Source organism: Lysobacter changpingensis (assembly GCF_017308985.1).
GTDB classification, from domain to species: Bacteria; Pseudomonadota; Gammaproteobacteria; order Xanthomonadales; family Xanthomonadaceae; genus Lysobacter_J; species Lysobacter_J changpingensis.
Genome location: NZ_JADWPE010000006.1, coordinates 110,597 through 137,564 on the forward strand (window position 1 = coordinate 110,597; position 26,968 = coordinate 137,564).

22 protein-coding genes are annotated in these 26,968 nt (G+C 70.1%); 14 read left to right on the forward strand and 8 right to left on the reverse strand.

Annotation, left to right across the window (positions count from 1 at the left end):
* Positions 1–3: 3 nt before the first annotated feature.
* The 3 genes from recD to recC are packed head-to-tail and all read right to left on the reverse strand — an operon-like array spanning position 4 to position 8,755.
* Positions 4–1,821 (reverse strand): exodeoxyribonuclease V subunit alpha, encoded by a 1,818-nt coding sequence (recD, locus tag I4U41_RS14510; protein ID WP_206861888.1) that lies wholly within the window; start codon positions 1,819–1,821, stop codon positions 4–6.
* Entirely contained in the window at positions 1,818–5,441 is a 3,624-nt protein-coding gene (recB, locus tag I4U41_RS14515; RefSeq protein WP_320415199.1) for an exodeoxyribonuclease V subunit beta, read from the reverse strand. Before recB ends, recD begins: the two co-directional genes overlap by 4 nt.
* Positions 5,438–8,755 (reverse strand): exodeoxyribonuclease V subunit gamma, encoded by a 3,318-nt coding sequence (gene recC / locus I4U41_RS14520; protein ID WP_242525265.1) that lies wholly within the window; start codon positions 8,753–8,755, stop codon positions 5,438–5,440. Before recC ends, recB begins: the two co-directional genes overlap by 4 nt.
* Positions 8,756–9,001: 246 nt before the next feature.
* Between recC and I4U41_RS14525 the strand changes: the two genes are divergently transcribed.
* From I4U41_RS14525 to I4U41_RS14550, 6 genes are all read left to right on the forward strand, one after another.
* Complete coding sequence (locus I4U41_RS14525; protein ID WP_206861890.1) at positions 9,002–9,790, forward strand: ABC transporter ATP-binding protein; 789 nt, start codon at positions 9,002–9,004, stop codon at positions 9,788–9,790.
* On the forward strand, positions 9,790–10,539 hold the full coding sequence (locus tag I4U41_RS14530) for an MlaE family lipid ABC transporter permease subunit (RefSeq protein WP_115843096.1): 750 nt from the start codon (positions 9,790–9,792) through the stop codon (positions 10,537–10,539). The genes I4U41_RS14525 and I4U41_RS14530 overlap by 1 nt, the downstream gene beginning before the upstream one ends.
* Before the next feature lie 101 nt (positions 10,540–10,640).
* Positions 10,641–11,198 (forward strand): outer membrane lipid asymmetry maintenance protein MlaD, encoded by a 558-nt coding sequence (gene mlaD, locus I4U41_RS14535; RefSeq protein WP_206861891.1) that lies wholly within the window; start codon positions 10,641–10,643, stop codon positions 11,196–11,198.
* Positions 11,195–11,869 (forward strand): MlaC/ttg2D family ABC transporter substrate-binding protein, encoded by a 675-nt coding sequence (locus I4U41_RS14540; protein WP_206861892.1) that lies wholly within the window; start codon positions 11,195–11,197, stop codon positions 11,867–11,869. Before mlaD ends, I4U41_RS14540 begins: the two co-directional genes overlap by 4 nt.
* A gap of 1 nt (position 11,870) precedes the next feature.
* Entirely contained in the window at positions 11,871–12,146 is a 276-nt protein-coding gene (locus tag I4U41_RS14545) for an STAS domain-containing protein (RefSeq protein WP_206861893.1), read from the forward strand.
* Between the two features lie 75 nt (positions 12,147–12,221).
* Positions 12,222–13,439 (forward strand): MlaA family lipoprotein, encoded by a 1,218-nt coding sequence (locus I4U41_RS14550; RefSeq protein ID WP_242525266.1) that lies wholly within the window; start codon positions 12,222–12,224, stop codon positions 13,437–13,439.
* A gap of 109 nt (positions 13,440–13,548) precedes the next feature.
* Here the strand turns inward: I4U41_RS14550 and I4U41_RS14555 are convergent, their stop codons facing one another.
* Together I4U41_RS14555 and I4U41_RS14560 are read right to left on the reverse strand one after the other, a co-directional pair.
* Complete coding sequence (locus I4U41_RS14555; protein ID WP_206861894.1) at positions 13,549–15,105, reverse strand: DNA recombination protein RmuC; 1,557 nt, start codon at positions 15,103–15,105, stop codon at positions 13,549–13,551.
* Positions 15,106–15,254: 149 nt separating this feature from the next.
* Entirely contained in the window at positions 15,255–16,424 is a 1,170-nt protein-coding gene (locus tag I4U41_RS14560; RefSeq protein WP_206861895.1) for a class I SAM-dependent rRNA methyltransferase, read from the reverse strand.
* Between the two features lie 124 nt (positions 16,425–16,548).
* On the opposite strand from I4U41_RS14560, the gene I4U41_RS14565 reads away from it, so the two are divergent.
* The 7 genes from I4U41_RS14565 to I4U41_RS14595 all read left to right on the forward strand — a co-directional run bounded on the left by I4U41_RS14565 (position 16,549) and on the right by I4U41_RS14595 (position 23,393).
* Complete coding sequence (locus tag I4U41_RS14565) at positions 16,549–17,316, forward strand: rhomboid family intramembrane serine protease (protein ID WP_206861896.1); 768 nt, start codon at positions 16,549–16,551, stop codon at positions 17,314–17,316.
* A 49-nt stretch (positions 17,317–17,365) separates the two neighbouring features.
* Positions 17,366–17,953 carry a hypothetical protein gene (locus tag I4U41_RS14570; protein WP_206861897.1) on the forward strand — a complete coding sequence of 196 codons (588 nt, stop codon included), beginning with the start codon at positions 17,366–17,368 and terminating at the stop codon, positions 17,951–17,953.
* 69 nt (positions 17,954–18,022) lie between these two features.
* Complete coding sequence (locus I4U41_RS14575) at positions 18,023–19,684, forward strand: M28 family metallopeptidase (protein WP_206861898.1); 1,662 nt, start codon at positions 18,023–18,025, stop codon at positions 19,682–19,684.
* A gap of 70 nt (positions 19,685–19,754) precedes the next feature.
* Positions 19,755–20,447, forward strand: a complete 693-nt coding sequence (locus I4U41_RS14580; RefSeq protein WP_206861899.1) for an aspartate/glutamate racemase family protein — start codon at positions 19,755–19,757, stop codon at positions 20,445–20,447.
* Positions 20,448–20,783: 336 nt separating this feature from the next.
* On the forward strand, positions 20,784–21,806 hold the full coding sequence (locus I4U41_RS14585; protein WP_206861900.1) for a TIGR00266 family protein: 1,023 nt from the start codon (positions 20,784–20,786) through the stop codon (positions 21,804–21,806).
* Between the two features lie 5 nt (positions 21,807–21,811).
* Positions 21,812–22,231, forward strand: coding sequence for a DUF3052 family protein (locus tag I4U41_RS14590; RefSeq protein WP_206861901.1), 420 nt, complete (start codon positions 21,812–21,814; stop codon positions 22,229–22,231).
* A 97-nt stretch (positions 22,232–22,328) separates the two neighbouring features.
* Positions 22,329–23,393, forward strand: coding sequence for a patatin-like phospholipase family protein (locus I4U41_RS14595; RefSeq protein ID WP_206861902.1), 1,065 nt, complete (start codon positions 22,329–22,331; stop codon positions 23,391–23,393).
* A gap of 89 nt (positions 23,394–23,482) precedes the next feature.
* Here I4U41_RS14595 and I4U41_RS14600 read toward each other — a convergent pair whose 3' ends face one another.
* A complete protein-coding gene (locus tag I4U41_RS14600) occupies positions 23,483–24,613 on the reverse strand; it encodes a fatty acid desaturase family protein (protein ID WP_206861903.1) in 1,131 nt (376 codons plus the stop codon).
* A gap of 16 nt (positions 24,614–24,629) precedes the next feature.
* Positions 24,630–25,727, reverse strand: a complete 1,098-nt coding sequence (locus I4U41_RS14605) for a ferredoxin reductase (protein ID WP_206861904.1) — start codon at positions 25,725–25,727, stop codon at positions 24,630–24,632.
* Positions 25,728–25,840: 113 nt separating this feature from the next.
* On the opposite strand from I4U41_RS14605, the gene fabR reads away from it, so the two are divergent.
* Positions 25,841–26,485, forward strand: a complete 645-nt coding sequence (gene fabR, locus I4U41_RS14610) for an HTH-type transcriptional repressor FabR (protein ID WP_206862117.1) — start codon at positions 25,841–25,843, stop codon at positions 26,483–26,485.
* 6 nt (positions 26,486–26,491) lie between these two features.
* Here the strand turns inward: fabR and I4U41_RS14615 are convergent, their stop codons facing one another.
* Entirely contained in the window at positions 26,492–26,968 is a 477-nt protein-coding gene (locus tag I4U41_RS14615) for an Lrp/AsnC family transcriptional regulator (RefSeq protein ID WP_206861905.1), read from the reverse strand.

Here is a 26,968-nt window from a genome sequence, read left to right on the forward strand (position 1 = left end):
CCCTCACCCCCGCAATCGCCGCGCCAACCCGGACACCCGCGCCGCATGCCGCGCAAGCGCCGCACGCAGCACCGCCTCGCCCGCGCACACGTGCAGTTCGCGACGCGCACGGGTGACGCCGGTGTAGAGCAACTCGCGCGACAGCGTGCGCGCGTCCTGCCTGGGCAGCAGCAGCCACACGGTGTCGAATTCCGAACCCTGCGCCTTGTGCACCGTCATCGCGAACGCGCCGCCGTGCGCCGGCAGCGACGCCGGATGGAAGCCGCGCACGCCATCGCTCCCCACGAACCATGCGACCGGCACGCCGGCCGCGTCGTGCTGCACCACGCCGATGTCGCCATTGAACAGGCCGTGGCGATAGCTGTTCTCCGTGACCAGCAGCAGGCGCCCGTGGAAGTACGGATCGCGCTGCACGCCGGCGAGTGCGTCCTCGATGCGCTGGTTCAACGCCGCCGCGCCCTGCGCGCCTTCGCGCAGCGCGGTGAGCAGCCGCAGCGTCTGCGCCTGTCGCAGCGCTTCGGCGGGATCGTGCAACGCCATCAACGCGCGCCACGGTGACAGCAGCGTTTCGCGCGACGCGCCGGCGAGCGGATCGACCGCGTCTTCGTGGAAGTGCACGCCCGCGAGCCCTTCGCGCAGCAGCGTCACCGCGCGATCGGCATCGCCAACGCGCAACGCATCGGCGAGCGGTGCGAGATCCAGCGACTGCGCCTGCCGGTATCCACGCCGCAACTGCACGCGATGGCCGGCCAGCGCACCGGCGTCGTCCGCGTGCGGAAACGGACCCAGCAACGGCGCCAGCGCGCGCGCAAGATCGGCCGGCAACGCATCGCCCTCGCCCGCCGCATCGGTGATCGCCGCGAGCACGTCGCCGGCTTCCACCGACGGCAACTGATCGCGATCGCCCAGCAGGACCAGGCGTGCGCCATCGGGCACGGCCTCGACCAGCTTGCACATCAGCGGCAGGTCGACCATCGACGCCTCGTCCACGACGATCGCGTCGAACGGCAGCGGGTGGTCGGCGTCGTGGCGGAAACGCGGACTGTCGGGGATCGTGCCGAGCAACCGGTGCAGCGTGCTCGCCGACGAGGGAAGCGCATCGCACCACGATTCTTCCGCTCCCTCGATGCCGCGCATCCGCGCGATGGCGGCACGCAGGCTTTCGGCCATGCGCTCGGCGGCGCGACCGGTCGGCGCGGCCAGCGCGATGCGCGGCACGGGCCGCCCGGCAAGCGCGGCCTGGGCGATCAGAAGCAGCAGCACGCGCGCGATCGTCGTGGTCTTGCCGGTACCCGGGCCGCCGGTGACCAGCAGGAGGGAACGCAACAGCGCCAGCGCCGCGGCGCGCGCCTGCCGGTCCGACTCCTCCGCATCGGGGAACAGCGCCTTGAACAGCGGCACCACCGCCGAAACGTCGCCCATCGGCGGGGACGCAGCCGCGATGCGCCGCAGATGCTGCGCGAGCCGGCGTTCGTATTCGCGATAACGACGCAGATAGACCAGGTCGTCTTCCAGCACCAGCGGCGCCTGCCTGCTCGCCTCCTCGCGCGACGGCGTGGCAACCCAGCGCGACGAACGCAATGCGTCGCGCCACTGCCCCGCGTAGGGCCATTCCACGTTCGCATCGCACACCAGGTGCGGACGCGAGAGATCGAGTCCCGCGTGACCCTGTGCGATCGCCGACGACGCGAGCGCCGCGGCGACCAGCACGCGATCGTCCGCATCGCCGTCCTCGCGGCCGAGCCGGCGCAGGCTCTGCGCGAGCGCGTGATCGACCGGTCGCAACGCGCCTTGCCGCAGCAGTGCATCGAGCAGGCTCATGCGATCGCCTCCTCGCGCTTCGGCGCATGGCGGAACAGCGCATCGAGTCCATCGATCAGCGCGCGCGGCGGCGTCCACGCGTGCACGCCCGGCGAATCCTCGCGCGATGCATCCAGCCCGCGACAGAACAGATAGCGGATGCCGCCGAAGTGGGTGTCGTAGTCGTACGCGTCGCCCAGGCGGAAGCGCAGCCAGCGATGCAGCGCCAACGCATACAGCAGCGCCTGCAGCGTGTATTCGCTGTCGTCCATCGCCGCGGCGAGCGCATCGCGGTCGTACGCGGGCAACCGGTTGGATTTGTAATCGAGCACGAAGTAACGCCCGTCGTGCACGTAGACCAGGTCGATCTTGCCCGTCATCAGTCCTTCGAGCCGCTGCCGGTTGCCGAATGCATGGCGCTCGCGCAGCAGCCCGTGTTCGTGCATCAACGCGAGCAGGCGCGGAACCGGCGTGGCTTCAAGCGCGAAATGGAACTCCATTTCGGACAGCCGCGCATCGAACGGCACTTCGCACAAGCGCGTGCCTTCCGGCAACGCGACGGTGAGCGTATGCCCGACCAGCGGTGCGAGCACGGCCACGCCGTCGTCGACGTCCTCGTCCGCATAGCCTTCGCCGTGCAGCGCGTCGACGAGATGGCGGCGCTCGGCGTCCGGCACGCCATCGACAGGCCATCGCGACCACGCGCCGAAGTCCACGCATTCGAGCACCGAGTGCAGCACGTTGCCGAAACGGCTGCCACTGAATCGCCTGTCGTTGTCGAGTGTCGCATCGCCATCGAACGCGATCGCGGCGGGTTCGTCCTGCGCACCGCCCTCTTCCACCACCGCGCGCGGCGCCGCTTCCACGCTGCCCGCCGATTCGTTCGCCAGCTGCGTGAAGCTGTACACCCACCAGTCGCGGGAGACGACGCGCCGCGTCTGCCGCGCGGCAGGAACCGGATCACGATGATCCGGCGACAAGGCGTCTGGCAGCCGCAAGGGCAGCGACGGGCGATGCACGTCGATGGCTTCGCCAAGCGATTCGGCCAGTGCATCGACATCGCGCAGCATCGGCTCCAGCGGGCTCAGTTCCACGTTCGCGAATGGCCCCGTCGCAAGCCACAGCGTGTGCCGCGCGCGGGTGAGGCCGACGTACAGCAGGCGCGCGTCCTCGCCGCGCTCCTCGCTTTCCTGCCGGCTGCGCGCGTCGTTCCACGCGCTCGCATGCTCGGGCGTCGCCTCGCTGCGCAGCTGGAGCACGCGGCCTTCGCCATCGTGGAACTCGCACAGGTTGCCGTTGCGCGCATCGCGGCCGATCGCCGCGAACGGCAGGAAGACGAACGGGTACTCCAGGCCCTTGCTCTTGTGCAGCGTGAGGATCTGCACGCAGCGCGCATCGGATTCCAGGCGCAGCTGCTGGGTCTCGTCGCTGTCGTCGGCCTCGGCGATGCGCGTGCGCAGCCAGTCGACCAGGCCGTGTTCGCCGATCGCCTGGATGTCGGCTTCCTGCAGTACTTCGGCCAGCTGCAGCGTGTTGGTGAGGCGACGCTCGCCATCGGATTGCGCGAGCAGGCGCGGCGCGTGTTCCGCCGCGACGTCGCCGAGCATCGCCAGCGGCCCATGGCGCTGCCAGCGATCGCGCCATGCCAACGCGCGCAGTTGCCAATGACGATGCAGCTGCGCGTCCTCGTCGAAGCGCGCGAGCGTGTCGGCGTCGAGCCCCACCAGCATCGTCGCGAGCGCACCGCGCAGGCGTGCGTCGTCGTCCGGACGCAGCAACGCTTCGAGCAACGCGAGGACGTCGCACGCTTCCCCGGTGGAGAACAGGCTGCGACGTCCCGCCGCGACGGCGGGAATGCCCGCACGCGACAGCGCCTCGCGCATCAGCGTCGCTTCGTTGTGGTTGCGCACGAGCACGGCGATGTCGCCGGATTGCGGCGCGCGATCGCCGCCGCGCTCGCGCAGCAGCGCTCGTCCTTCGCGCGCATCGGACAGCAGCGCGTGGATCGCGGTCACGCAGGCCAGCGCGGCGAGCTGCCGCGCTTCGCCGACGTACCACTGCGGCTTGCGGCGGCCGTCGTCGGGCGACGGCAGCACGCAGACATCGAGCGCCGGGGCGGTGCGGCCGTCGCGCTGGAAGTCCTCGTCGCGCACGGCGCCACCGGGCTCGACGTCGCGAAAGCGGATGCGCTCGTCGACGAACGCGGTCTCGCCGGCGCGGGCGTACAGCGTGGAGATCGCGCGCAGCAGCGAGGGACGCGAGCGGAAATTGCGGTCGAGCGCGGGCGCGCGTTGCGCGCGCTCGGCCGCCGCGAGATAGGTGTGAACGTCGCCGCCACGGAAGCGGTAGATCGCCTGCTTCGGATCGCCGATCAGGAACAGCGCCGCATCGTCGCGACCGAAGATGCGTTCGAAGATCGCCCACTGGCGCGGATCGGTGTCCTGGAATTCGTCGACCAGCGCGAAGGCGTACTGCGCACGCAGGCGTTCGACGAGACGATCTCCGTGCGGGCCGTCCAGCGCGTCGGCAAGGTTGGCGATGAGGTCGTCGAAGGTCTGCTCGCGACGCAGGCGCTTGATCGCGGCGAGGCGTTGCGACGCCGCGTCGCGCACGCGATGCACGAGCGCGATGCGACGCGAGGCAAGCCATGCATCGCGCGCGTTCGCCGCTTCGAGGTACCGCGCGACGGCGTCGAAGAGCGGCGAGGATGGCGGCTGCAACGGCGCACCCCTCTTCGGCTTGTTGGTCTTGTCGGCGAGCATGCGCGGCGTGAGGCGGTCGAGCTTCTCGTGCACCGGCATCGATGCATCGCCATGACCGCACCACTGTGCCAGCGCGTTGCGCAGTTCGAGTATCAACGCGGGCTTGTAGCTGGTGCCGTTGAGCACCTTGTTCCCGATGGCCGCGTGGAGCGCCGCGCAGGCGTCCTCGCCGTGCGTGAGGAACGCGTCGCGCAGCGTGGAGGCGGCAGCGAGCAGGTGCGGGAGCGGATCGGGCGAAGCCGGCGGCGGCGCGGGTTGCAGGCGCGGCACGTACAGCAGCTTGTAGAGGTCGCCGGCGAGGCCGTCGGGCGCGCGCCATTGCTGTTGCAGCAGTTCCGCATCGGTCGCCTCCGCGCCGAGCGAGCGCCACAGGTCGGTGGCGACGGCGTCGATCAGCTCGCGCTCGCTGCCGGTGAGTTCCGGCGCGAGCAGCGGCTGCCCCGCTTCGACCGCGTGTTCGGCGACCGCGCGCGCGCAGAAGCCGTGGATGGTGAACACCGCGGCCAGGTCCATTTCGCGCGCGGCCTGGCGCAGGCGACGCGCAAGCGCGAGCGGATCCTCGCGCCGTGACTGCCGTTCGATCAGCGCGCGCGTGACGGCCGCTTCGCTGTCGTCGTCCAGCGTGGTCGGCATCAGCGCGACTTCGTTCGCGAGCCGCGCCGCGAGCTCGAGGCGCAGGCGCAGGCGTTCGCGCAGTTCCTGCGTCGCCGCTTCGGTGTAGGTGACGGCCAGGATTTCGCCGACGCGCAGGCCGCGCTCGATCACCAGCCGCGTGACCAGCGTCGCCAGCGTGAAGGTCTTGCCGGTGCCGGCGCTGGCCTCGATCAGGCGCACGCCGTCGAGCGGCAGGTCGAGGAAGGGGTCGTGGACGGCGCTCACGCGGCGGCTCCGGTGCGCGCATCGACACCTTGTCCGTGCACCACCGCGTCGAACAGGCGCGTGGCGAGTTCGCGGAAACGCACGCCGTCGGGGTCGTCGAACTCGCCCGCGAACGGATCGCGTCCGCGCAACGCGAGCTGCACCGCCGCGTTGTTCGCGTCGCCCCAGGTGCGGTCGCTTCCGGCCCACTGTTCCCGTGCCTGCTTCCATGCGGCCAGCTCCGCCGTCTCATCCGCACGCGGCGCGGCGTACCAGCGCCACGCCGAGCGCGCCTGGATCGGCAGCGGTTCGCGCATTCCTTCGCGATACAGCGCGAGCAGTTCACGCAACGCGGCGCGGGCCTGCACCACGGACAACGCGGCACGTTCGCGCACGCCGGGGCCGTCGTCCCACTGCGCGAGCTGCGCCAGCGGGCGCGTGTCGCCGAGCGCCGACAGCACTAGCCAGTCGAGTCCGTGCGCGATCTGCGCCGGACCGTGCAGCGTGTCCAGTCGCATGCGCAAGGCGCCACGCGGGTACAGGCGATCGAGATGGCCGTACAGGCGCGTGCCGTCGAGTTCGAGTTCGAACGCACGCGTCGCCGCATCGCCGTCGCGCCACTCGCGCAGGGAGATGGCGAACGGTTGCACCTGCGCTTTCAGGCCGGCGAGCTGGCGTTCGCCGAGCGGTCCGGACGGCAGCAGCGCGCGGGCACGAAGGCGTGCGGCAAGATCGTCCGTCTCGCCCGCCGCACAGGCCTCGAACACGACGTTCTGCAGTTTCCAGCGATCCAGGCCGCGCGCGGGCGCGGTCAACGGATCGAGGTCGTCGTGCGCGTCGATTTCGTCCGGCAACCGCAGGCCCATGCGCTGACGCAGGAACTGCCCGGCCGGATCGACGAGGAAACGACGCAGCGCGGTGAGCGGCAGCTCGGCGGGCACTTCGGTCTCGGAAAGCGCGTCGGTGAACCACGGCGCCGCTTCGATACGTGGACCCCGCACCGCATCGGCGGCCGGATGCCAGGGCGCCAGATAACTGAAATGCCGCGGCTCGTCCTTCTGCCCGAACGCGCGCGGCGAGAACGGCTGCAACGGATGGTGCAGCACGAGGGCGTCCCGCGCGTTTTCGTCCAAGTGGTAATGCGCGGCGGCGTCGAGCAGTTCGGATACCAGCACCGAGGGCTCGCGTGCGCTGCCGTCGCGCGGATCGGCGCCGAGCCAGCTGACGTAGAAGACTTCACCGGCCGATGCGAACAGCTGCAGGAACAGGAAGCGGTCGTCCTCGCGCAGCGAGCGGTCGCCGTGGCGGCGCGCGGGCGTGGTCAGTTCCTGCGCCATCTTGTTGAGGCCGCCGGCGGGATCGCGACGCGGGTAATCGCCGTCGTTCATGCCGAGCAGGCAGATCGCGCGGAACGGGATCAGGCGCATCGGCACCATGCGCGCGAAGCTGACGCCGCCGGTGAGCAGCGGCGCGCGCGTGTCGGATTCGGACAGCGCGGTGCGGAAATAGGCACGGGCGACGTCGGGCGGCACCGCGTCGTCGAAGCCGGCGTCGTGCGCGCTCTTGGCGAACGCATCGACGTGACGGCGCAGGCGTTCGATCGCGCGCTGGTCGGCGATCGCGCGCGGGTGCCCGGGCAGCAGCGCGTCGAGCAGCGCGAACAGCGCATCGCGCCATTGCGCCGGCGTCATCGAGCGGCCGAGCACGCGCTCGTTGCGCGCCAGCACGCGCAGTACGCGGATCAGCGCATCAAGGGCGTCGAGCGCGCTGCCTTCCAGTCCGGTCCACGGCGCGACGCCGGCGAGGTCGGCGTCGTCGTTCGTGGCGTGGCCGAGCAGCAGGCGATCGAGCGCGAACCGCCACGTGTATGCGTCGTCGGCCGGAGCGTCGTGGCGCGCGCGATGGTCGGGATCCAGGCCCCAGCGCGCACCGGCGTCGTGCAGCCAGTGGCGCAGGCGTTCGAGGCCGGGGGCGTCGAGCCCGGCCGCTTCCATCAGCGCGGGCGTGGCGATCAGGTCGAGCACTTCGCTCACGCCGAAGCGCGCGTCGGGCAGTGCGAGCAGGCGCAGGAAGACGTCGGCCAGCGGCTCGCCGGCGAGCGGGCTCAGGTCGGCCAGCGCGTACGGAATATAGTCGCGCGTGCCGGCCAGGCCGCCGAACACGGCTTCGATGTGCGGGCGGTACGGATCGATATCCGGCGCGAGCACGGCGATCTCGCGCGCCTGCAGCGGCGGGTCGAAGCGTGGATCGTCGAGCAGCGCGCGCAGTCGGTCGTGCAGCACCTGTACCTCGCGCAGGCGCGTGTGGCAGGCGTGGACCTGCAGGCTGGGATCGTCGCGATCGGCGTGTTTCCGCCACGGCCGCGGCGCGCGACGGTGGAGCAGGTCGCGTTGCAGGCGGCCGAGCAGGCTGTCGCGACCGGGCGCGTCGTCGGGCAGCGATTCCGGATCGGCGTAGCGCTCCTCCTCCACCGACGGATGCACCACTTCGTAACCGCCCAGCACCGCCATGAAGTCGCGGCCGGCCGCGCCCCAGTTCGACAGCAGCGGGTTCTCGTCCTCGTGCTCGGCGGGATCCTGGCGCAGGCGCTCGGCGTAGGTCGGCAGGTCGCCCCAGTAGCGGCGCGATGGCGTCGGCACGTGGAAATGCAGCGTCCCCACCCTCGCCTGCGTGGCGATCACGCGCAGCACGTCGGGCGAGATGTTGAGCGTGGCGAAGGCGAACAGCCGCGCAGGCATGCCGGCGGGCAGCGGGGCGTCGGGCGCGGCGAAGCGGGCGAGGTAATCGTCGATGCGGCGCGAGCGGTGGCGACGCCCGCCGGCGACGCGGCGCCACAGTTCGGCCTGCGCGTCGTTCGGCGCTTCGCCGGCTTCCCAGGCGAGCAGCCAGTCGCGGCGCCAGGCCTGGTATTTCTCGAAGATCGACGCGAGTTCGCCGGCCAGCGCCCAGGGCTTGAGCGCGTCGTCGCCCGACAGATAGGCCCGCAGCGGCGCGAAGGCGCGGCCGGCGAGCGCGGCCGGATCGGCGAGCTGCGCGTACAACCGCCATTGCAGTGCCGCCGCGTCCCGGTCCTCGCTGGCGCCGGGCACGTTGGCGTCGAGGGTCTCGCGGACGAATTCGCCGGGCGTCAGGAAGCGCAGGTTCGCGGCGATGCCGTGGCGCTGCGCGAGCGTCGACTGCAGCCAGCGGCGCATCGCGACCTGCGGGATCAGCACCACGTCCGGCGTCAGCAGCGGCCGGCCGGGCACGGGCTCGCGCAGCTGCGTGGCGAGCAGTTCGCCCAGCACGTCGAGCGCGTTGGAGTGGTAAATGCGGAAGTCGGAGCGGCCGGGCATCGCCGTTATCTTGCCGGAGCGGCGTCGCGCGCGACGAGACGCGGCCGATCCCGCATCGCTGGCATGCGCATTAAGGCCACCCCAAAAACGCGCCGCGATGATGTGCCGGCCGCGCGACATACCGTGCCGTGCGGCAGGCGGGCAAAGCGCGGCGAACCTGCGACAATGCCGCCTTTCCGGTTCCCGTTCAGCCCCTACCGGCCATGCTGCCCGGCCTTCCGGCAGTCCGCCGACACACGCACGCGCATGACGAACGAAGCTCCCATCGTCCGACTGAGCCAGCTCCGCCTCGATCGCGGCGGACGCACCGTGCTGCGCGACATCAGCCTGGACGTGCCGCGCGGCAGCATCGTCGCGGTGCTCGGGCCGTCGGGCAGCGGCAAGTCGACGCTGCTGGCCGCGCTGACCGGCGAACTCGCGCCGGCCTCGGGTTCGGTCGAAGTGTTCGGCCAGACCGTGCCGCAGGGCCGTCGCGCGCTGCTGGAACTGCGCAAGGGCATCGGCGTGCTGTTGCAGGGCAACGGCCTGCTGACCGACCTCACCGCGGCCGAGAACGTCGCCCTGCCCCTGCGCGCGCACACGAACCTGCCCGACGCCGTGATCCGTCAGTTGGTGCTGATGAAGCTGCACGCGGTGGGGCTGCGGGCGGTGGCCGATTCGTATCCGCGCGAACTCTCCGGCGGCATGGCGCGACGCGTCGCGCTGGCCCGCGCACTGGCGCTGGATCCGCCGCTGATGATCTACGACGAGCCGCTGACCGGCCTGGACCCGATCGCCTCGGGCGTGGTGATGGAGCTGGTCAAGCGCCTCAACGACACGCTTGGGCTGACCAGCATCGTCGTGACGCACCACGTGCACGAAACCCTGCCCGTCGCCGACCACGCCATCGTCATCGCGAACGGCGGGATCGTCTTCTCCGGAACGCCGGCCCAGCTGGAAGCCAGCGAGGACCCGTTCGTGCGCCAGTTCCTCAATGGCGAGCCGGACGGCCCGATCGCGTTCGACGCCGCGCCGCGCACCTCGGAGGCCGCCTGATGCCATTCGTTGCCGCCACCCGCTCGCTCGGCCGCGCCGGGTTGTTCTCGCTGTCCGTCCTGCGGGCGTCCAAGCCGACCGCCGACTTCTGGCGCGAGCTGGTTCGTGAGATCTACAAGATCGGTGCACGTTCGCTGCCGATCATCGCCGTTGGCGGTGCGTTCGTCGGTCTTTCGGTGACGCTGCTAGGCTATCGGGCGCTAGAGACCTACGGCGCCACGGCGCAGGTCAGCGCGATGCTCGGCCTCGGCCTGTACCGCGAACTGGGCCCGGTGCTGACCGCACTCCTCTTCATCGGCCGTGCCGGCAGCTCGATCGCCGCCGAACTCGGCCTGATGCGTGCCACCGATCAGATCACCGCGCTCGGCCTGATGGCCATCGACCCGGTCGGCAAGGCCGTGGCGCCGCGCTTCTGGGCGGCGGTGCTGTGCGTGCCGCTGCTGACGGGCTTCTTCTGCAGCCTGGCGATCAGCGCCAGCTACTTCGAGTCGGTGCACGTGATCGGCCTGGACGCGGGCACTTTCTGGCAGGTGCTGAAGGACAGCGTCGATTTCGTCGACGACTTCCTGATGGCGTTCGTGAAGTCGGCGGTGTTCGGCGGTACGGCGGCGCTGGTGGCGGCCTACGTGGGCTTCCACGCCGAGCCGACCATCGAGGGCACCTCGGTGGCGACCACCCGCGCGGTGGTCAACGCCTCGCTGCTGGTGCTGATGTTCAATTTCGTGATGTCGGCCTTCCTGTTCCGGTGAGTCGGGAGTCGGGACGGGAGATCCGGGATTCGTAACCCCCGACCCCACCCCCGCTTCCCCTCCAATCCCCAATCCCGAATCCCCAATCCCGGTCTTTACCTATGCGTGCCCCCCGAATCGAATTCGCCGTCGGCGCCTTTCTCCTGCTGGCCCTGGCCTCGCTGCTGGTCCTGGCGCTGGCCTCGACCAACGGCCGCTTCGGGCTGGGCGGCGACACCTACCCGCTGACCGCGCGGTTCTCGACGATCGGCGCACTTCGGCCCAACGCCCCCATCAAGATCGGTGGCGTTTCGATCGGACATGTCGACAAGATCGAAGTCGATCCCGTCAAGTTCGACACCGTTGTCACCCTGGCGATCGACAAGCGCTACGACAAGCTGCCCGCCGATACCGCCGCGAGCATCCTCACCAGCGGGCTGCTGGGCGAGAGCTACGTGAACCTCGCGCCCGGCGGCGACCCGGAGAACCTCAAGCCCGGCGACGAGCTCTACCTGACCCAGTCGGCGGTCGATCTGATCCAGCTGGTGGGCAAGTACATGTTCAGCGGCGGTGGCGCCAAGCCCGCCGACAATGCCGGTCAAACCGGCGGCCAAGACGCCGCACTTCCCGATTATCTGCAGGGCGAAGCCGCCCCCACGGACGAGACCAAGAAGCCATGAAGCGCATCTCCCACCGCTCCCTGATCCTCCTCATCGGCGCCGCGCTGGCCGTCGCCGCGCCGGCCGCCGTGCTGGCGCAGGCGGCGCCGGCCCCGGCCGCCGCGACCACCGCCCCGGCGGGCTCGCCGAGCCAGCTGGTGCTGAGCAACTCCACCCGCATTCTGGCGACGCTGGAATCGCGCCGCGCGGAGTTCCAGCAGAACCGCGCCGCGCTGCGCGACTTCGTCGCCAGCGAATTCAACGCGATGTTCGACCGCGACTACTCCGCCCGCCTGGTGCTGGGCGTGCACGGCCGCGGTGCCTCGGACGCCGACGTGAAGGTCTTCGCCGACGCGCTGGCCGACAGCCTGATGCAGCGCTACGGCTCCTCGCTGCTGGACCTCAACACCAAGCTGAAGGTCCGCGTGAAATCGGAAACCCCGCTGCGCGGCGGCGCCATCGTCAAGGTTTCGAGCGAGTACCTGCGCCAGGGCAACGAGCCGGTGCCGGTCGACTACCTGATGCGCAAGGTCGGCACGCAGTGGAAGGTGTTCGACGTGATGGTGGAAGGCGTCAGCTTCGTGCAGACCTTCCGCAACCAGTTCGACGCACCGCTGAAGCAGAAGTCGATCCCGCAGGTCGCCGCCGACATCAAGGCCGGCAAGCTGCAGGCGCAGGCGGCCACGAACTGACATGGCCGCCGCGACGGTCCGCCAGGACGGTGACACCCTCGCCTTCGGCGGCGTGCTCGAGCGCGCCGCCGTCGCATCGTTGTGGTCCCAGCTGCGCGCGGCGAAGGCGCGCAGGCTGGACCTGAGCGCCGTGGAATCGGTCGACAGCGCGGGCCTCGCGCTGCTTGCCGGACTCAGTGCGCGCCTGGGGATCGCCGAAGTGATCGGATCGCCGCCGGGCCTGGCCGACCTGCGCCGGGCCTACCGCCTCGACGAAACGCTGGCCTTCGCCGGCTGAGTCGCGACACTCCGTTCCGGCCGTGGCCGCAGGCCCGGCCGGCCGCGCCTTCCCCGAGCCCTTAAACTCCGACCCATGCGCCCCCACGCACCCCTCATCGCGTTCCTGCTCGCCGCCGCGCCGCTGATCGGCCAGGCGCAGATCATCACGCGCCCGCTTTCCGGCGCGCAGTCGGAAGAGTTCAACCGCTGCATGAAGGCGGCCGGCGAAGACAAGGCCGCCGCGCGCAAGTGCGTGGAAGCCAACCTGCGCGGCGAAACCGGCCGTCCGCCAGCCGAAGCCCAGCCGCCGGCCGTGCCGGCGACGCCTCCGCCCACGGAAACGCAGCCGGTCCCCGCGCCGCCGCCGACCGAGCCGGCACCCCCGGCGCTGCCGCCGAGCGAACAGCCTGCGACTCCGCCCACGACGGAACCGGAGACGCCGCCCGACGCGCCGCCGCCGACCGAGATCCCGCCCACGCCGATCGAACCGACGCCGGCCAGGACGCCGGAAGCGGCCACCGGCGAGCCGACCCAGGCCGAGCGCGATTTCGACGCGATCTACGGCGCGTACGGCGACCCCACCCTGCCGACGCCGGCCGCCGCGCCGGCGGTGTTCGACCCGTGGGAGCGCTACAACCGTGGCATGCACCGCTTCAACAACGCGGTCGATCGCACCGTGGCGCGACCGCTCGCGCGCGGCTACGTGAAGGTGGTGCCGCGGCCGTTCCGGCTCGGCATCAGCAATTTCTTCAACAACCTCGGCCAGCCGGTCTCGGCGATCAACGCGCTGCTGCAGGGCAAGCCGAAGCAGGCGGGCCAGTCGCTGGGCCGGTTCCTGCTCAATTCGACGCTGGGCATCGGCGGCATCTTCGATCCGGCCTCCGACGCCAAGCTGCCGAACAAGAGCGAGGACTTCGGCCAGACGCTGGGCACGTGGGGCTGGAAGCGTTCGCGCTACGTCGAGCTGCCGCTGTTCGGCCCGCGCACGGTGCGCGACAGCTTCGGCATGGTCGGCGACGCGCCGCTGAGCCCGCTGCGCCAAGTGGAAGCCGATCGCGTCCGCATCCCGCTGCAGGGTTTGCAGCTGGTGGACGTGCGCGCGCAGCTGCTGGCGACCGACAGCTTCCGCGAAGGCGCCGAGGACGATTACACCCTAGTGCGCGACGCCTGGATGCAACGCCGCGACTACCAGATCTTCGGCGATCGCATGAACGGCGACGAGTCCGACAGCCTGCCGGACTACCTGCGCGACGATACGAACCCGCAGGTGCCGGTGGATGCGATGCCGGTGATGCCGACGGATGGCGGTTGATCGCAGCTTCCCTCGATAAACGAAAAGGCCCCGATGGAGACATCGGGGCCTTTTCGTTTCTGGGCGGCGTCTGCCGGCGTGGCGAGTGGCCCGAATGCGGTTCGCGACCTCACTCCTCCGAACCGGTGCGCTCCAGTGCGAGCGGGAGAATCGTCTCCTCGGGTTCCAGTTCGGCCGAGAGCGCCTTCTTGCCTTTGACGCCCAGTTCGACGAGACGTCGCGCACGCGGAATGACCGCGTTGCGGGATTCGGAGAGCTTGCTGCGCGCATCGGTGAAAGCGGTATGCGCGTCGGTGAGCTTCCTGCCGACCAGGTCGAACTCCGCAAGGAAGTTCTGCAGCGCGTCGAGCAGGAGACCGCCCGACTTGCTGATCTCGATGGCTTCGCGCTGCACCTTGTCGCGCGTCCACAGCCGCTCGATCACGCGCAGCACGGCCATCAGGGTGTTGGGCGAGGCGAACACGATGCCCTTGGCGAAGGCGTCGGTTTGCAGCGTCGCGTCCGAGCCGAGCGCGGCCGACAGCGCGCCCTCGATCGGCACGAACGCCACGGTCACTTCGAGCGCGGAATCGCCCACGGCCTTCGGATAGTTCTTCTCGGCCAGATCCTTCATGTGCTGGCGCAGCGCGACGGCGTGACGGCGCAGCGCGTCCTCGTGCGCTTCCGGCGTTTCGGCGTTCATCGCCTGCTGCCAGTCGATGAGGTTCACCTTGCTGTCGACGACGATGCGGCGGTCGCCCGGCAGGCGCACGACGACGTCCGGGCGCAGCCGGCGGCCTTCGTCGTCCTCGCTGGAGGCCTGGCGGTCGTAGTGCGTGCCCTCCTCCAGGCCGGAACCGCGCAGCACGCTTTCCAGCATCAGTTCGCCCCAGTCGCCGCGCACCTTGGCGCTGCCCTTCAGCGCGCGCGTCAGCGCCGAGGCCTGTTCGGCCATGTCCTGGTTGAGCGTCTTGAGTTCGTTGACGGCGCCCGCGAGCGCGGCGCGTTCCTTCGCCTCTTCGCCATAGATCGTATCCACGCGGTTGCGGAAGACGTTCAGCTGCTCGGCGAAGGGCTTGAGCAGCGTCTCGATGTCCGACTTCGACTGCTGCGTCGCGGTGCGCACGTTGTTCTCGAACTGCGCGCCGCGTTCTTCGAAGGTCTTGCCGGCGAGTTCGGCGAACGTCGCCGAGAGCTTCGACTGCGCGTTCTCGAGGAAGCCCTTGATCTCCGCCTTGGCCTGCTCGGCATGGGCGAGGTTGGCCTCGGCCTGCGCGGTGCGCTCGCGCAGCTGCACGAGTTCGGCGCGGAGGGCCGACGCTTCGCCGCGTTCGGCGTCCAGGCGCGCGCGCAGATCGGCCAGCTCCGCGTCGCGGGCGCGCAGGTTCGCCGCGATCTCGACGGCGCTGGCGGACTGGCGTTCGGCGCGCGCGGCGGCTTCGTCGCGTTCGCGCGTCGCCCGTGCGAGTTCGTCGGCGCGGGTGGCGAGGTCGGCGTCGCGCTCGGCCAGACGCACCTGCAACGCGGACAGTTCGATCGCCTTGGCGCGCTCGGCGTCGCGCAGCGCGACCAGTTCCGCGTTCGAGGCACCATCGCCCTGGCCCCGTGCCAGCCGCGTGAGCAGCCAGGCCACGTACATCAGCATGAGCACGATGACGGCGCCTGCCGCGATGATCAGCGTGTCCATGGAGCTTCGCCTCTTGCGGGTTGGTACGACTTGCAGTGTATCGGCCGCGGTCTCATGCGGTGAGATCCGGAACGGCTACCGACGTTCGGACAAATGCGCGACATGGCGTCGGGAAATCCCGCGCCACGCGCGATGCGGGGCAGGGCGCCTCAATCCACCACGCGGCAGAACACCGCCTTGAGGTAGCGCGATTCCTGCACCTGCGCCAGCCACGGGTGGTCGGCGCCGGCGCCGGCGACCTTCAGCACCTGCACGGTGCGGCCGGAGTAGTACGCGGCGCGGCGCAGCATGTCGAGGAACTGGTCCTCGCTGACCAGGCCCGTGCACGAGAACGTCGCGAACAGGCCGCCGGGCTTCACCACGCCCAGCGCCAGCTTGTTCATGTCCAGGTACTTCTTGAGCGCGGGGATGACCTGCTCGCGATCGCGCGTCATCTTCGCCGGATCGAGGATCACCACGTCGTACCGGTCGCCGCGCAGGCCGGCGTCGCGCAGCCACGGGAAGATGTCGGCCTGCACGAAGCGCGGGCGCACGTTGTTGAGCTTCGCGTTGCCCTTGGCGATCTCGATCACGTCGGCGTCGATGTCCACGCCCAGCACTTCGGTGGCGCCGCGCACGGCCGAATACACGGCGAAACCGCCCGTGTTGCAGCACAGGTCGAGCACCGTCTTGCCTTCGACCTGCTGCGACAGCCACTGGCGGTTCTCGCGCTGGTCGGCGAAGAAGCCGGTCTTGTGCGCGCCGGCCGGATCGGCGCGGAACTTGATGCCGTATTCGGTGATCACCGCCGGCGGCACGGGTTCGGTGCCGCGGAAATCGAAGGATTCCTGCTTCTGCACGTGTTCGTCGGCGAAACTGTAGAAGCGGCAGCCGGGGAACTGCGCCTTCAGCGCGTCGTAGATCCATTCGCGATGGCGGAACATCCCGGCGCTGAAGAACTCCACCACCAGCAGGTCGCCGTAGCGGTCCACGACCAGGCCGGACAGTCCGTCGCCTTCGCTGTGCACGACACGCCAGGCGTCGCTCACCTCATCGAGCTTGAGCACGTCGCGACGCAGCGAGACCGCGGCGGCGATCTTGCGCGCGAACCAGCCGGCGTCGACGTCGATGTCCGGATTGGTTTCGAGGATGCGCACGGCGATGCGCGAGTGGCCGTTGTAGAAGCCGCGGCCGATCCAGTCGCCGTCCACGCCCAGCACGTCGACGATGGCGCCGGGCTTGGGCCGCTGGGCGGGCTTGTCGACCAGGCGCTGGAAGATCCAGGGGTGGGTGGATTTCCAGGCGTTCTTGAGGCGTACGGAGGGCAGGGGAGCGTTCATCGCGGCATTTTACGGGGTCGGGGCGCAACGCCCGCGCTTTCCGCCCGGGAGCCGCGGAATCCGGGATTCAGAAGTCCGCACGGCCGGCCTTGCAATCCCCGGCGGCGGCGTCAATGTCCTTCGCATGCACCTGCCCACGCCCGAAGCGGTCCCCGACACCCCCGAGCAGCGCACCGCCGACAAGCGCCGCTGGCTGCGGGCCTTCAACGTGAGCCTGGCCTTCGTGCTGGTGCTGCTGGCGACCTTCAGCGCGCAGGGGCATTTCGACGTCGCGGCCTGGACGGTGCAGCCGTGGTCGGTCGAGGGCCTGCGCGGCATCCTCGCCGCGCCGCTGCTGCACGGTTCGTTCGAACACGTGGCGGCCAATTCGATCGCGCTGCTGATGCTCGGCACGCTGGCCGGCGGGCTGTATCCGAGGGCGACGATCCGCGCACTGCCGCTGTTGTGGCTCGGCTCCGGGCTGGGCGCGTGGCTGCTGGGCGATGAGGGCACGCGCCACCTGGGCGCGAGCGGGCTCACCCATGGCCTGATGTTCCTGGTCTTCGCGCTCGGCGTGCTGCGTCGCGACCGCGCCTCGATCGCCGCCGCGATGCTCGCCTTCATGTTCTACGGCGGCATGTTGCTGACGATCCTGCCGCGCGAGCCGGGCGTGTCGTGGCAGGCGCACATGGGCGGGGCGATCGGCGGCCTGCTCGCCGCGTGGCTGCTGCGCCGCACCGACCCGCTGCCGCCGCGCAAGCGTTACAGCTGGGAGGACGAGGAAGAGGCGACGATCGCGCCGCTGTCCGATGAACTGGAACCGCCGCCGCCGCGCGGGGTGCCGGTGCTGTGGAATCGGCCGGACCGCGACAACGGGGTCGTGCTGCGATTCCCGCCGCGTCGCGAGCCCTAGCCGCGACACCCTGGACGCCGCTAGAGTCGGCGCACCAGGGGAGATCACGATGAGCGAGAACCTTTACGCGCCGCCGGCCACGCCGGTGGCCGATACCGAACGCGCCGCAGCGGCCGGCACCGAGTTCTTCGTCACCGGCACGACCAAGCTCGTGCTGCTGTATTTCGCAACGCTGGGGATGTACCCGCTGTTCTGGTTCTACATGCACTGGGCGCGCTACCGGCGATTCCGGCGGCAGAACCTGTGGCCGGCGGCGCGCGCGCTGTTCGCGATCTTCTTCACGCACCAGCTCACCGGCGAGATCGACGACCGCCTGCGCCGCGACGGCAAGCGCCATGCGTGGTCGCCCGGAGGCAACGCGACTGCGTTCGTGGTGCTGAGCATCGTCAGCGCCATCGCCTCGCGTATTCCCGAGGGCGTTTCGAAGACGGCCGACGTGCTGCCGTTCCTGCTGCTGGCACCGATCGCCTGGTGCCTGGTGAACATCCAGCGCGCGGCGAACCTCGCCTGCGGCCATCCGCAGGGGGAGCCCAACGGTGGGCTCACCTGGGCGAACTGGATCTGGCTCGTCGCCGGCGCGATCTTCTGGTTGCTGATCCTGGCCGGGTTGTTCCTGGTGGAGCCGTCGCAAGCCTAGGCCGGCCGGCATTTGGCGGGCATGGAGCCGGGTGCTAGCGTCCCCGGCTTCTTCCCAGCGGAACCGCCCATGCGCCGCATCGCGCTGCTCAGCCTTGCCCTGGCCCTCGCGGCCTGCCAGAAAGCGACGCCGCCCCCGCCCGCATCGGCGCCGGTGAAGGAAACCTACGACGCGAGCGCCAGCAGCGACGCGCGCCGCATCGAGGCCGACGTGCGCTTCCTCGCCGACGACCTGCTCGAAGGCCGCGAAGCCGGCACGCGCGGGTACGACCTCGCTTCGCTGTACGTCGCGCAGCGCTTCCGCGCGATCGGCCTGGCGCCGGCGGGCGACGATGGTGGCTGGTTCCAGCGCGTGCCCATGCTGCGCGGCGTGCTGCAGGCCGATGGCAATGCCTTCGCGATCGTGCGCGATGGCCGCGAGCAGGCGCTCGCCTTCCGCGATGGCTTCCTGTCCGGCATCAACTTCAACGAGGCGCAGGCCGCCGTGGACGCGCCGGCGGTGTTCGTGGGGCAGGGCGTGTACGCGCCGGAGCTGGGCCACGACGACTTCGCCGGCGTCGACGTGAAGGGAAAGATCGCGGTGATGTTCAACGGCGCGCCGGCGAAGTTCGACAACGACCGTCGCGCGTTCTACTCGTCCCGACGCACCAAGGCCGAGGAACTGGCGCGGCGCGGTGCGGTCGGGCTGGTGGTCGTGCAGACGGACGACGAGGAAAAGCAGTCGCCGTGGGCGCGCACCGCCGCCAACTGGAACCGTCCCGGCATGCGCCTGCGCGGTGAGGACGGCAAGGGCATCGACACCTGGCCGCAGCTGCGCGTGACCGCCACGGTGTCGGCGGCGAATGCCGACGCCATGCTCACCGCTGGCGGGCACGGCGCGAAGCGGCTGTTCCAGGACCTGCGCGACGGCAAGCTGCGCGCGTTCGACCTGCCCGGCACGTTGCGGCTGGCCTCGCATACCGTCATCACGCCGGTGGACTCGCGCAACGTGGTGGCGCGCCTCGACGGCGGCGACGTCGCGCTGAAGAACGAGCACGTCGTGTTCAGCGCGCACCTGGACCACGTCGGCATCGGCGCGGAAGTGAAGGGCGATGCGATCTACAACGGCGCGCTCGACAACGCGCTGGGCATCGCGGTGATGCTCGAAGCGGCCAACCGGCTCGCGCATGAGGCGACGCCGACGAAGCGCTCGCTGCTGTTCGTCGCGGTGACGGCCGAAGAGAAGGGCCTGCTCGGCGCGGAATGGTTCGCGCGCAATCCGACGGTGCCGGTGGATTCGCTGGTCGCCAACGTGAACATGGACATGCCGATGCTGCTGGCGCCGACGTCGGACGTCGTGCCGATCGGGCTGGAACACTCCACGCTGCAGCCGATCGTGCGGCAGGCGGCGAAGGAAATCGGCGTGTCGCTGTCGAAGGATCCGGCGCCGGAGGAGGTCGTCTTCGTGCGCAGCGACCAGTACGCGTTCATCCGCGCCGGCGTGCCGGCGGTGTACCTGGATGGCGGCTACACCGGCGTCGACGGCGATGCGAAGGCGGTGCAGGACGCGTTCCTGCGCGAGCGTTACCACCAGCCGGGCGACGACCTGTCGCAGCCGATCCAGTGGGCCGACGCCGCGCGGCTGGCGAAGCTCAACGCGCGCATCGGCCGGCTGATCGCCGACGCGCCGCAGCGTCCGCAGTGGAACGCGGGCGATTTCTTCGGCGGGAAGTTCGGCAAGCCGGCGAAGTGAGGTTCTTTCGGCTTGGCGCGCGCGGCCGTTCCGCGATGATCGGCGCGACGCCAACGCAACGGAGTACACGATGAAGATGCTGGGCCTGATCGGCGGCATGAGCTGGGAATCGACCGTGCCGTACTACCGCACGATCAACCAGACGGTGAAGGAGCAGCTGGGCGGGCTGCATTCGGCCCGCCTGCTGCTGTACAGCGTGGATTTCGCGCAGATCGAGAAGCTCCAGCACGCCGGCGACTGGGACGCGGCCGGCGCCGTGCTGGCCGATGCGGCGCGCTCGCTGAAAGCCGGCGGCGCGCAGCTGCTGGTGATCTGCACGAACACGATGCACAAGGTCGCCGATGCGGTCGAAGCGGCCAGCGGGTTGCCGCTGCTGCACATCGCCGACCCGACCGGCGAGGCGATCCGCGCGCGTGGGTTCACCCGCATCGGCCTGCTCGGGACGCGCTTCACGATGGAGCAGGCGTTCTATCGCCAGCGGTTGATCGAACGGCACGGTCTCGACGTGCTGGTGCCCCAGCCGGACGAGCGCGAGCTGGTGCATCGCGTGATCTACGAAGAGTTGTGTCTGGGCGTGATCCGCGAGGAATCGCTCGCGGCGTATCGAAACGTGATGGCGTCACTGGTGGCGCGAGGTGCGCAGGGAATCATCCTGGGCTGTACGGAAATTGGCCTGCTGGTGGGCGAAGGCGATGCGGGCGTGCCCCTGTTCGATACCACGGCGCTGCATGCACGGGCTGCGGCGCTGGCGGCGTTGGGCTAGGGTTTTAGCCCTCTCCCACCGGGAGAGGGGTTGGGGTGAGGGTCGGGGCGCCCGGCCAGATCCAAGGCCGCGATGCCTGTTTCTTCTCTCTTGTGGAAAAGGAGAGCGCCAAAGCCCCGCGCTGTAACGCAATGAAGCTTCGAGGTCACGGCTTCGTTGCCCCTCACCCATCCCCTCTCCCGGGGGGGAGAGGGACTTAGAAGCGCGGGGCTTCGGGAGGCCCCTGGATCGCTGCATGAACGCCACTTCGACACAGGCGATCGCAGTGACCTCCCACCCATGCACCGCCGCACCCCGCCGCTACACTCGCGGCTTTCCGACCCGGACACGCTTCCCATGACCCAGTGGTACTTCGTTTCCGCCGGCAGCAGCCAGCGCATCGGTCCGCTCGATCCCGTTTCGGCGCAGGCGCACGCGCGCCAGCATCCGGACGACCTGTGCTGGCGCGAAGGGCTGTCGGGCTGGCAGGCGGTGCGTTCGGTGCCCGAGTTCGCCGAGGCCACCGGCGCGCAGCCGGCGCACCTGCCGCCGCCGACGCCCTCGGCCGCGTCGCGCCGCAGCGACGACATCGATTTCCGCATCGTCGGCAACGACATGCAGTTCGTCGAGGTGGAACTGGACCCGGGCGAATGCGCGATCGCCGAGGCCGGCGCGCTGATGTACAAGGACGCCACCGTGCAGATGGACACGGTCTTCGGCGACGGCCGCCACATGGGGCAGGGCGGCGGCCTCATGGACAAGCTGTTCTCCGCCGGCAAGCGCGTGCTCAGCGGCGAAAGCCTGTTCACCACGATGTTCACCCACGTCGGCAGCGGCAAGGCGCGCGTCGCGTTCGCCGCGCCGTATCCGGGCTCGGTGCTGGCGATGAAGCTCGACGAACACGGCGGTCGCCTGATCTGCCAGAAGGACAGCTTCCTCGCCGGCGCGCGCGGCGTGTCGGTCGGCATCGCGTTCCAGAAGCGCATCCTCACCGGCCTGTTCGGCGGCGAGGGTTTCATCATGCAGAAGCTGGAAGGCGACGGCTGGGTGTTCGTGCACGCCGGCGGCACGGTGGTCGAGCGCGAGCTGCGCGCCGGCGAACGCCTCGACGTCGACACCGGCTGCGTCATGGCCTACCACGACACCGTGCAGATGGACGTGCGCGCGGTCGGCGGCATCAAGAGCATGCTGTTCGGCGGCGAAGGCGTGTTCCTGGCGACGCTGACCGGGCCCGGCAAGGTGTGGCTGCAGTCGCTGCCGTTCTCGCGCATGGCCGGCCGCATGCTGGCGGCAGCGCCGCAGGGCGGCGGGCAGGCGCGCGGCGAAGGCTCGGTGCTCGGCGGACTCGGTCGCATCCTCGACGGCGACAACGCGTTCTGATCGCCATGGCCTCTGCGTCCGGCAGCGGCTATTCGGGCACGCCCCTGGCGAAGAAGCTGGGCGTGCGCGACGGCGCCAGCGTGTGGACGCTGGCCGCGCCGGAGAATTACCGCGCGCTGCTGGAACCGCTACCGCCCGACGTTCGCTTCGTGGCGAAGCTGTCGAAGGACATCGACATCGCGCACGTGTTCTGCACGCAGCACGCGGTGCTCGCCGACGTGCTCGACACGTGCCGGCGCACGCTCGCGCCCGGTGCGACCGTGTGGGTCTCATGGCCGAAGAAGGCCGCGAAGGTGCCGACCGACATCACCGAGGACACGATCCGCGAGGTCGCGCTGCCGCTCGGTTTCGTCGATGTGAAGGTGTGCGCGGTGGATGCGGTGTGGTCGGGCCTCAAGCTCGTCGTGCGCCGGGAACTGCGTTGACCGATGCCCCCTCGAAGGTCCGCTCGCATGCGCTGCGGCGCGACCATCCGCCCCTGTATCCTCCGCCGCTGACCGCTTCCACTTCCGTCCTGTGTCCATGAAACCGTTCCGTTCGCTGCGCCCGTTCCTGCTCGCTTCCTTCGCCGTGCTGCTGGGCGCCTGCGGCGGCGAAGCCGTCAAGCCGACGCCGCCTCCCGCGGTCGTTGCACCGGCGGCGCCCGCGCCGAAGATCCGCATCGGCGTCGCGCTCGGCGGCGGTGCGGCCAAGGGGTTCGCGCACATCGGCGTGATCAAGATGCTCGAGGCGAACGGGTTTCAGCCGGAAGTCGTCGCCGGAACCAGCGCCGGCAGCGTGGTGGGCGCGCTCTACGCCAGCGGCATGGACGCCTTCGCGATGCAGAAGACCGCGTTCTCGCTGGACGAGGCGGAAATCCGCGACGTCAGCCTGTTCTCCGGCGGCCTGGTGAAGGGACAGAAGCTGCAGGACTACGTGAACCAGCTGGTCGGCGGCAAGAGCATCGAGCGCATGCGCAAGCCGTTCGCGGCGGTGGCGACGAACCTGGAAACCGGCGACCGCACCGTGTTCGTGCGCGGCAACACCGGCCAGGCGGTGCGCGCGTCCAGCAGCATTCCCGGCGTGTTCGAGCCGGTGGCGATCGGCAAGTTCCACTACGTCGACGGCGGCGTCGTCAGCCCGGTGCCGGTGGACGCGACGCGCCAGCTCGGCGCGGATTTCGTCATCGCGGTGGACATCTCCAGCAAGGCGAGCGGGAAGAACCCGGGCAGCATGCTGGGCAACGTGAACCAGTCGATCACGATCATGGGCCAGAAGCTCGGCGCGCAGGAGCTGGCGCGCGCCGATGTGGTGATCCGCCCGAGCGTCGACGAGATCGGCCCGGCCGATTTCGAGCAGCGCAACAACGCGATCATGGAAGGCGAGCGCGCCGCACTGGCGGCGATGCCGCAGATCCGCGCGAAGATCGCGCAATGGCAGAAGGCCCGCCAGGACGAGGCGATCGCCGCAAGGCGCGCCGCGGATGCGAAGGCCGAGCAGGCGAAGCTGCGCGCGTTCTGCGAGGAGGAAGACCGCAAGTGGATGTCGAAGCTGCGCCGCGATCCGCAGTGCAAGGCGCTGGCGGAGCAGGGGGTGCTGTCGCGTTAGGTCGCGAGCCCATGATTTGAAGCCCCTCTCCCCGCGGCGACCGAGGGAGTGCAGAGCTGAGAGGGGCTCAACAGCGTAGGACTGAACGCTTAGGCCGCTTCGCTAGCCGCCACCAGCGGCGCAGTACGCCGCGGCCGGCTCGGGAACGCATGCCGCACGATGCGCCACACCACCTGGCCGAACTGCTTCGGCAGCGAGCCGGTGTTGTAGTGCTGGCCGTAGCGCTTGCAGATCTCGCGCACTTCCACCGCCATCGCGGCGTAGCGGTTGGCCGGCACGTCCGGGTAGAAGTGGTGCTCGATCTGGTGGCTCAGGTTGCCCGACAGCACGTCGATCAGCCAGCCGCCGCTGATGTTCGACGAACCGCGCAACTGGCGCAGGTACCAGTGGCCGCGCGATTCGTTGCGTACGCATTCCTTCGGGAACGTCTCGGCTTCGGCGGTGAAATGGCCACAGAAGATGATCGTGTACGTCCACAGGTTGCGGATGATGTTCGCCACGATGTTGCCCAGCAGCACCGGCAGGAAGAACGGGCCGGCCAGCGCGGGGAACACGACGTAATCCTTCACCAGCTGCCGCGCCATCTTGCGGCCCACCGGCACGAACTTGCGCCACATCTGGCGGTGCGTGACCTTGCCGGCGATCCAGCGGCCGAGCTTGAGGTTCTGGATCGCCACGCCCCACTCGAACAGCACCGCGAACACCACCGCGATCACCGGCTGCACCAGGTAGTACGGACGCCAGCGCTGCTCCGGGAAGATGCGCAGCAGGCCGTAGCCGATGTCGTCGTCGAGCCCGCGCACGTTGGTGTAGGTGTGGTGGCGGAAGTTGTGCGTGTGGCGCCAGTTCTCGGCGGTGCCGACGATGTCCCACTCGTACGTCCTGCCGTCCAGGTGCGGGTCGCGCATCCAGTCGTACTGGCCGTGGATGACGTTGTGGCCCAGCTCCATGTTCTCCAGGATCTTCGACAACCCCAGCAGCAGCGCGCCGAGCGCGCACGCCGGCCACAGCAGCGCCGGCGCGAACAGCAGCGAGAACGCGCCCAGGTACAGCAGGCCGCGACCGGCGACTTCGGTCCAGCGGACCCAGGCGACGATGGAGCGGATGTAATCGGCGTCGCGCTGGCCGAGCGTGGCCACGGTGCGCTGGCGCAGGGCGTCGAGTTCCTCGCCGAAGCGGTCGAGTTCGGCGGGGGAAAGGGCGCGGTTGCAGGACGTCATGTCGTTGGGGCTCGACTCACAGATCCAGTTCGATGTCGCCCGCGGCGGCGCTGATGCACAGGCGCAGCGCGGAGGACGGCTCGGTGCGGACCTCGCCGGTGGCGAGATCGCGCGTGGCGCCGGCGGCCTTGCCGCAGGCGCAGGTGTTGCAGATGCCCATGCGGCAGCCGGATGCGGGCTTGATGCCCTGCGCTTCCAGCGCCGTGAGCAGCGACTGTCCACGCGGTACGGTCAGGGTGCGACCGCTGCGTTGCAGGGTGACGACGGCCTCACCGGTGTCTTCGAACGAGCGGGCCGGCGGCGTGAACGCTTCGGCGTGGAAGCCGCGCGCGTTCGCTCCGAGCAGCGCGCGCGCCGTATCGACGAAGCCCGACGGACCGCACGCGTAGACGCGGCGCTGCGCGGCATCCGGTACGAGCGCCGCGAGCTGCGCGGTATCGAGGCGACCGGCCGGGGCGACCTCGCCATCGGCGTCGCGCGTCAGCAGGCAATGCACGGCGAAATCCGGATGCGCGTCGGCCAGCGCCAGCAGTTCGTCGGCGAAGCACAGTTCCTCGCGGGTGCGCGCCCAGTACAGCAGCGTCAGCGGGGCCGGCATGCCGCGCGCGGCGTGTTCGCGCACCAGCGCCATCAACGGCGTGATGCCGCTGCCGGCGGCGAGGAACAGCCAGCCGCCCTCGGCTTCCTGCGGCCACACCATCTCGCCGAACGCCGGCCCGATGTGCAGCACGTCGCCGACGCAGGCGTTGTCGAACAGGTGCGTGCTGAGCCTGCCGCCCTCGATGCGCTTGACCGTGATCGCGAGCAGCCCGTCCGCGCGGGGCGCCGCGCTCAGGCTGTAGCTGCGGGTGACGGCGGCGCCGTCGATCTCGGCGCTGAGGTTGATGTGCTGGCCGGCGCGGAAGCCGCGCCAGTGGCGGTTGGGCCGCAGCACCAGGGTGATGGCGTCGCGCGACTCGGCGCGGCGCTCGACGATGCGGGCCAGCGGGCGGTCCCAGGTCCAGGTGCGATCCAGGCGCTGCGCCCAGAAGTCGAACACGCTCGGGGCGACGCAGGCATGCAGGAGGCGCCGGAGACCGCGGGGGCGCTTGGACGGACGGAGGACGGCACTCATGGCCAGCACTATACAGACATGCGAACAGATGTGTATACGACTGTATATTAAATCCCCTATATGATTCGGAACCGACCGCCGCCGTGTCCGCCGCCGTGAGCCCAACCTCCCAAATCCACGCCGATTCCGAGCACATCGCGGGGCGAAAGTCGTCGATCTCGCGCGAGGACCTGCTCGCGGCGGCGCTCAAGCTGATCGGCCCGCACCGCAGCGTGTCGACGCTCAGCCTGCGGGAGGTGGCCCGCGAGGCGGGCATCGCGCCGAACAGCTTCTATCGCCAGTTCCGCGACATGGACGAGCTGGCGGTGGCGCTGATCGATCTTGCCGGCCTTTCGTTGCAGAAGATCATCGACGCCGCCCGCGTCCGCGCGGCGATCGACCGCAGCGCGGTGCGGGGCGCGGTCGAGGCGTTCATGGAGCAGCTGCGCGCCGACGACCAGTTGCTGCACATCCTGCTGCGCGAGGGCACGGCGGGCTCGGACGCCTTCAAGCACGCGGTCGACCGGCAGCTCAGCTTCTTCGAGGAGGAGCTGCGGATCAGCCTCATCCAGATCAACGCCGCGCAGGGCGTGACCCTGCGCGAGCCGGCGCTGGTGGCCAAGGCGATCACGCGCCTGGTGTTCGCGATGGGCGCCACGGCCATGGACCTGCCCCGCGAGAAGGACCCGGAGCTGGTCCGTCAGCTGACGCTGATGGTGCGCATGATCATTGCCGGATCGCGGACGTTGGCGGAAGAAGGGCGCCGCCCCGGCGTCTGAGCGTCTTCACCGCGTGGGTAATGGCATTCCGCCGAACGCCTTGACCGTCCGCAGCACGAAGCTCGAATTCACGTCCGCCACGCCGGCCTGGGTCAGCAGCCGGTCGAGCAGGAAACGCGAGAAATGCTCCAGGTCCTGGACGACGATCTGCAGCAGGTAGTCCATGTCGCCGGTCAGCGCGTGGCAGGCGACGACCTCGTCCCACTGGTTCACGAAGGTGGCAAAAGCCGCGATCGCGTCGGCATCGTGCCGGGAAAGCTGCACGCGGACGAAGGCCTGCAATCCCAGGCCGAGGCGTTCCGGATCGACCTCGGCGCGATAGCCGGCGATCACCCCCTCGCGCTCCAGCCGCTGCACGCGGCGCAGGCAGGCCGACGCCGACAGGTGCACGCGCTCGGCCAGCTCGGCGTTGGTCAGGCGGCCTTCGCGCTGGAGTTCGGCCAGCACCAGCAGGTCGGTGCGGTCGAGTTCGACGGCAGGCAT

Bases quoted from the DNA above. Each gene is read 5' to 3' on its own strand.
- I4U41_RS14550 (WP_242525266.1), top strand. From the start codon at position 12,222: ATGCGCCCCCACGCACCCCTCATCGCGTTCCTGCTCGCCGCCGCGCCG.
- I4U41_RS14615 (WP_206861905.1), bottom strand. From the start codon at position 26,968: ATGCCTGCCGTCGAACTCGACCGCACCGACCTGCTGGTGCTGGCCGAA.
- I4U41_RS14540 (WP_206861892.1), top strand. From the start codon at position 11,195: ATGAAGCGCATCTCCCACCGCTCCCTGATCCTCCTCATCGGCGCCGCG.
- I4U41_RS14585 (WP_206861900.1), top strand. From the start codon at position 20,784: ATGACCCAGTGGTACTTCGTTTCCGCCGGCAGCAGCCAGCGCATCGGT.
- I4U41_RS14560 (WP_206861895.1), bottom strand. From the start codon at position 16,424: ATGAACGCTCCCCTGCCCTCCGTACGCCTCAAGAACGCCTGGAAATCC.
- recD (WP_206861888.1), bottom strand. From the start codon at position 1,821: ATGAGCCTGCTCGATGCACTGCTGCGGCAAGGCGCGTTGCGACCGGTC.
- I4U41_RS14570 (WP_206861897.1), top strand. From the start codon at position 17,366: ATGAGCGAGAACCTTTACGCGCCGCCGGCCACGCCGGTGGCCGATACC.
- I4U41_RS14595 (WP_206861902.1), top strand. From the start codon at position 22,329: ATGAAACCGTTCCGTTCGCTGCGCCCGTTCCTGCTCGCTTCCTTCGCC.
- I4U41_RS14565 (WP_206861896.1), top strand. From the start codon at position 16,549: ATGCACCTGCCCACGCCCGAAGCGGTCCCCGACACCCCCGAGCAGCGC.
- I4U41_RS14580 (WP_206861899.1), top strand. From the start codon at position 19,755: ATGAAGATGCTGGGCCTGATCGGCGGCATGAGCTGGGAATCGACCGTG.
- I4U41_RS14545 (WP_206861893.1), top strand. From the start codon at position 11,871: ATGGCCGCCGCGACGGTCCGCCAGGACGGTGACACCCTCGCCTTCGGC.
- I4U41_RS14530 (WP_115843096.1), top strand. From the start codon at position 9,790: ATGCCATTCGTTGCCGCCACCCGCTCGCTCGGCCGCGCCGGGTTGTTC.
- I4U41_RS14555 (WP_206861894.1), bottom strand. From the start codon at position 15,105: ATGGACACGCTGATCATCGCGGCAGGCGCCGTCATCGTGCTCATGCTG.
- I4U41_RS14575 (WP_206861898.1), top strand. From the start codon at position 18,023: ATGCGCCGCATCGCGCTGCTCAGCCTTGCCCTGGCCCTCGCGGCCTGC.
- I4U41_RS14605 (WP_206861904.1), bottom strand. From the start codon at position 25,727: ATGAGTGCCGTCCTCCGTCCGTCCAAGCGCCCCCGCGGTCTCCGGCGC.
- I4U41_RS14525 (WP_206861890.1), top strand. From the start codon at position 9,002: ATGACGAACGAAGCTCCCATCGTCCGACTGAGCCAGCTCCGCCTCGAT.
- recC (WP_242525265.1), bottom strand. From the start codon at position 8,755: ATGCCCGGCCGCTCCGACTTCCGCATTTACCACTCCAACGCGCTCGAC.
- I4U41_RS14600 (WP_206861903.1), bottom strand. From the start codon at position 24,613: ATGACGTCCTGCAACCGCGCCCTTTCCCCCGCCGAACTCGACCGCTTC.
- I4U41_RS14590 (WP_206861901.1), top strand. From the start codon at position 21,812: ATGGCCTCTGCGTCCGGCAGCGGCTATTCGGGCACGCCCCTGGCGAAG.
- mlaD (WP_206861891.1), top strand. From the start codon at position 10,641: ATGCGTGCCCCCCGAATCGAATTCGCCGTCGGCGCCTTTCTCCTGCTG.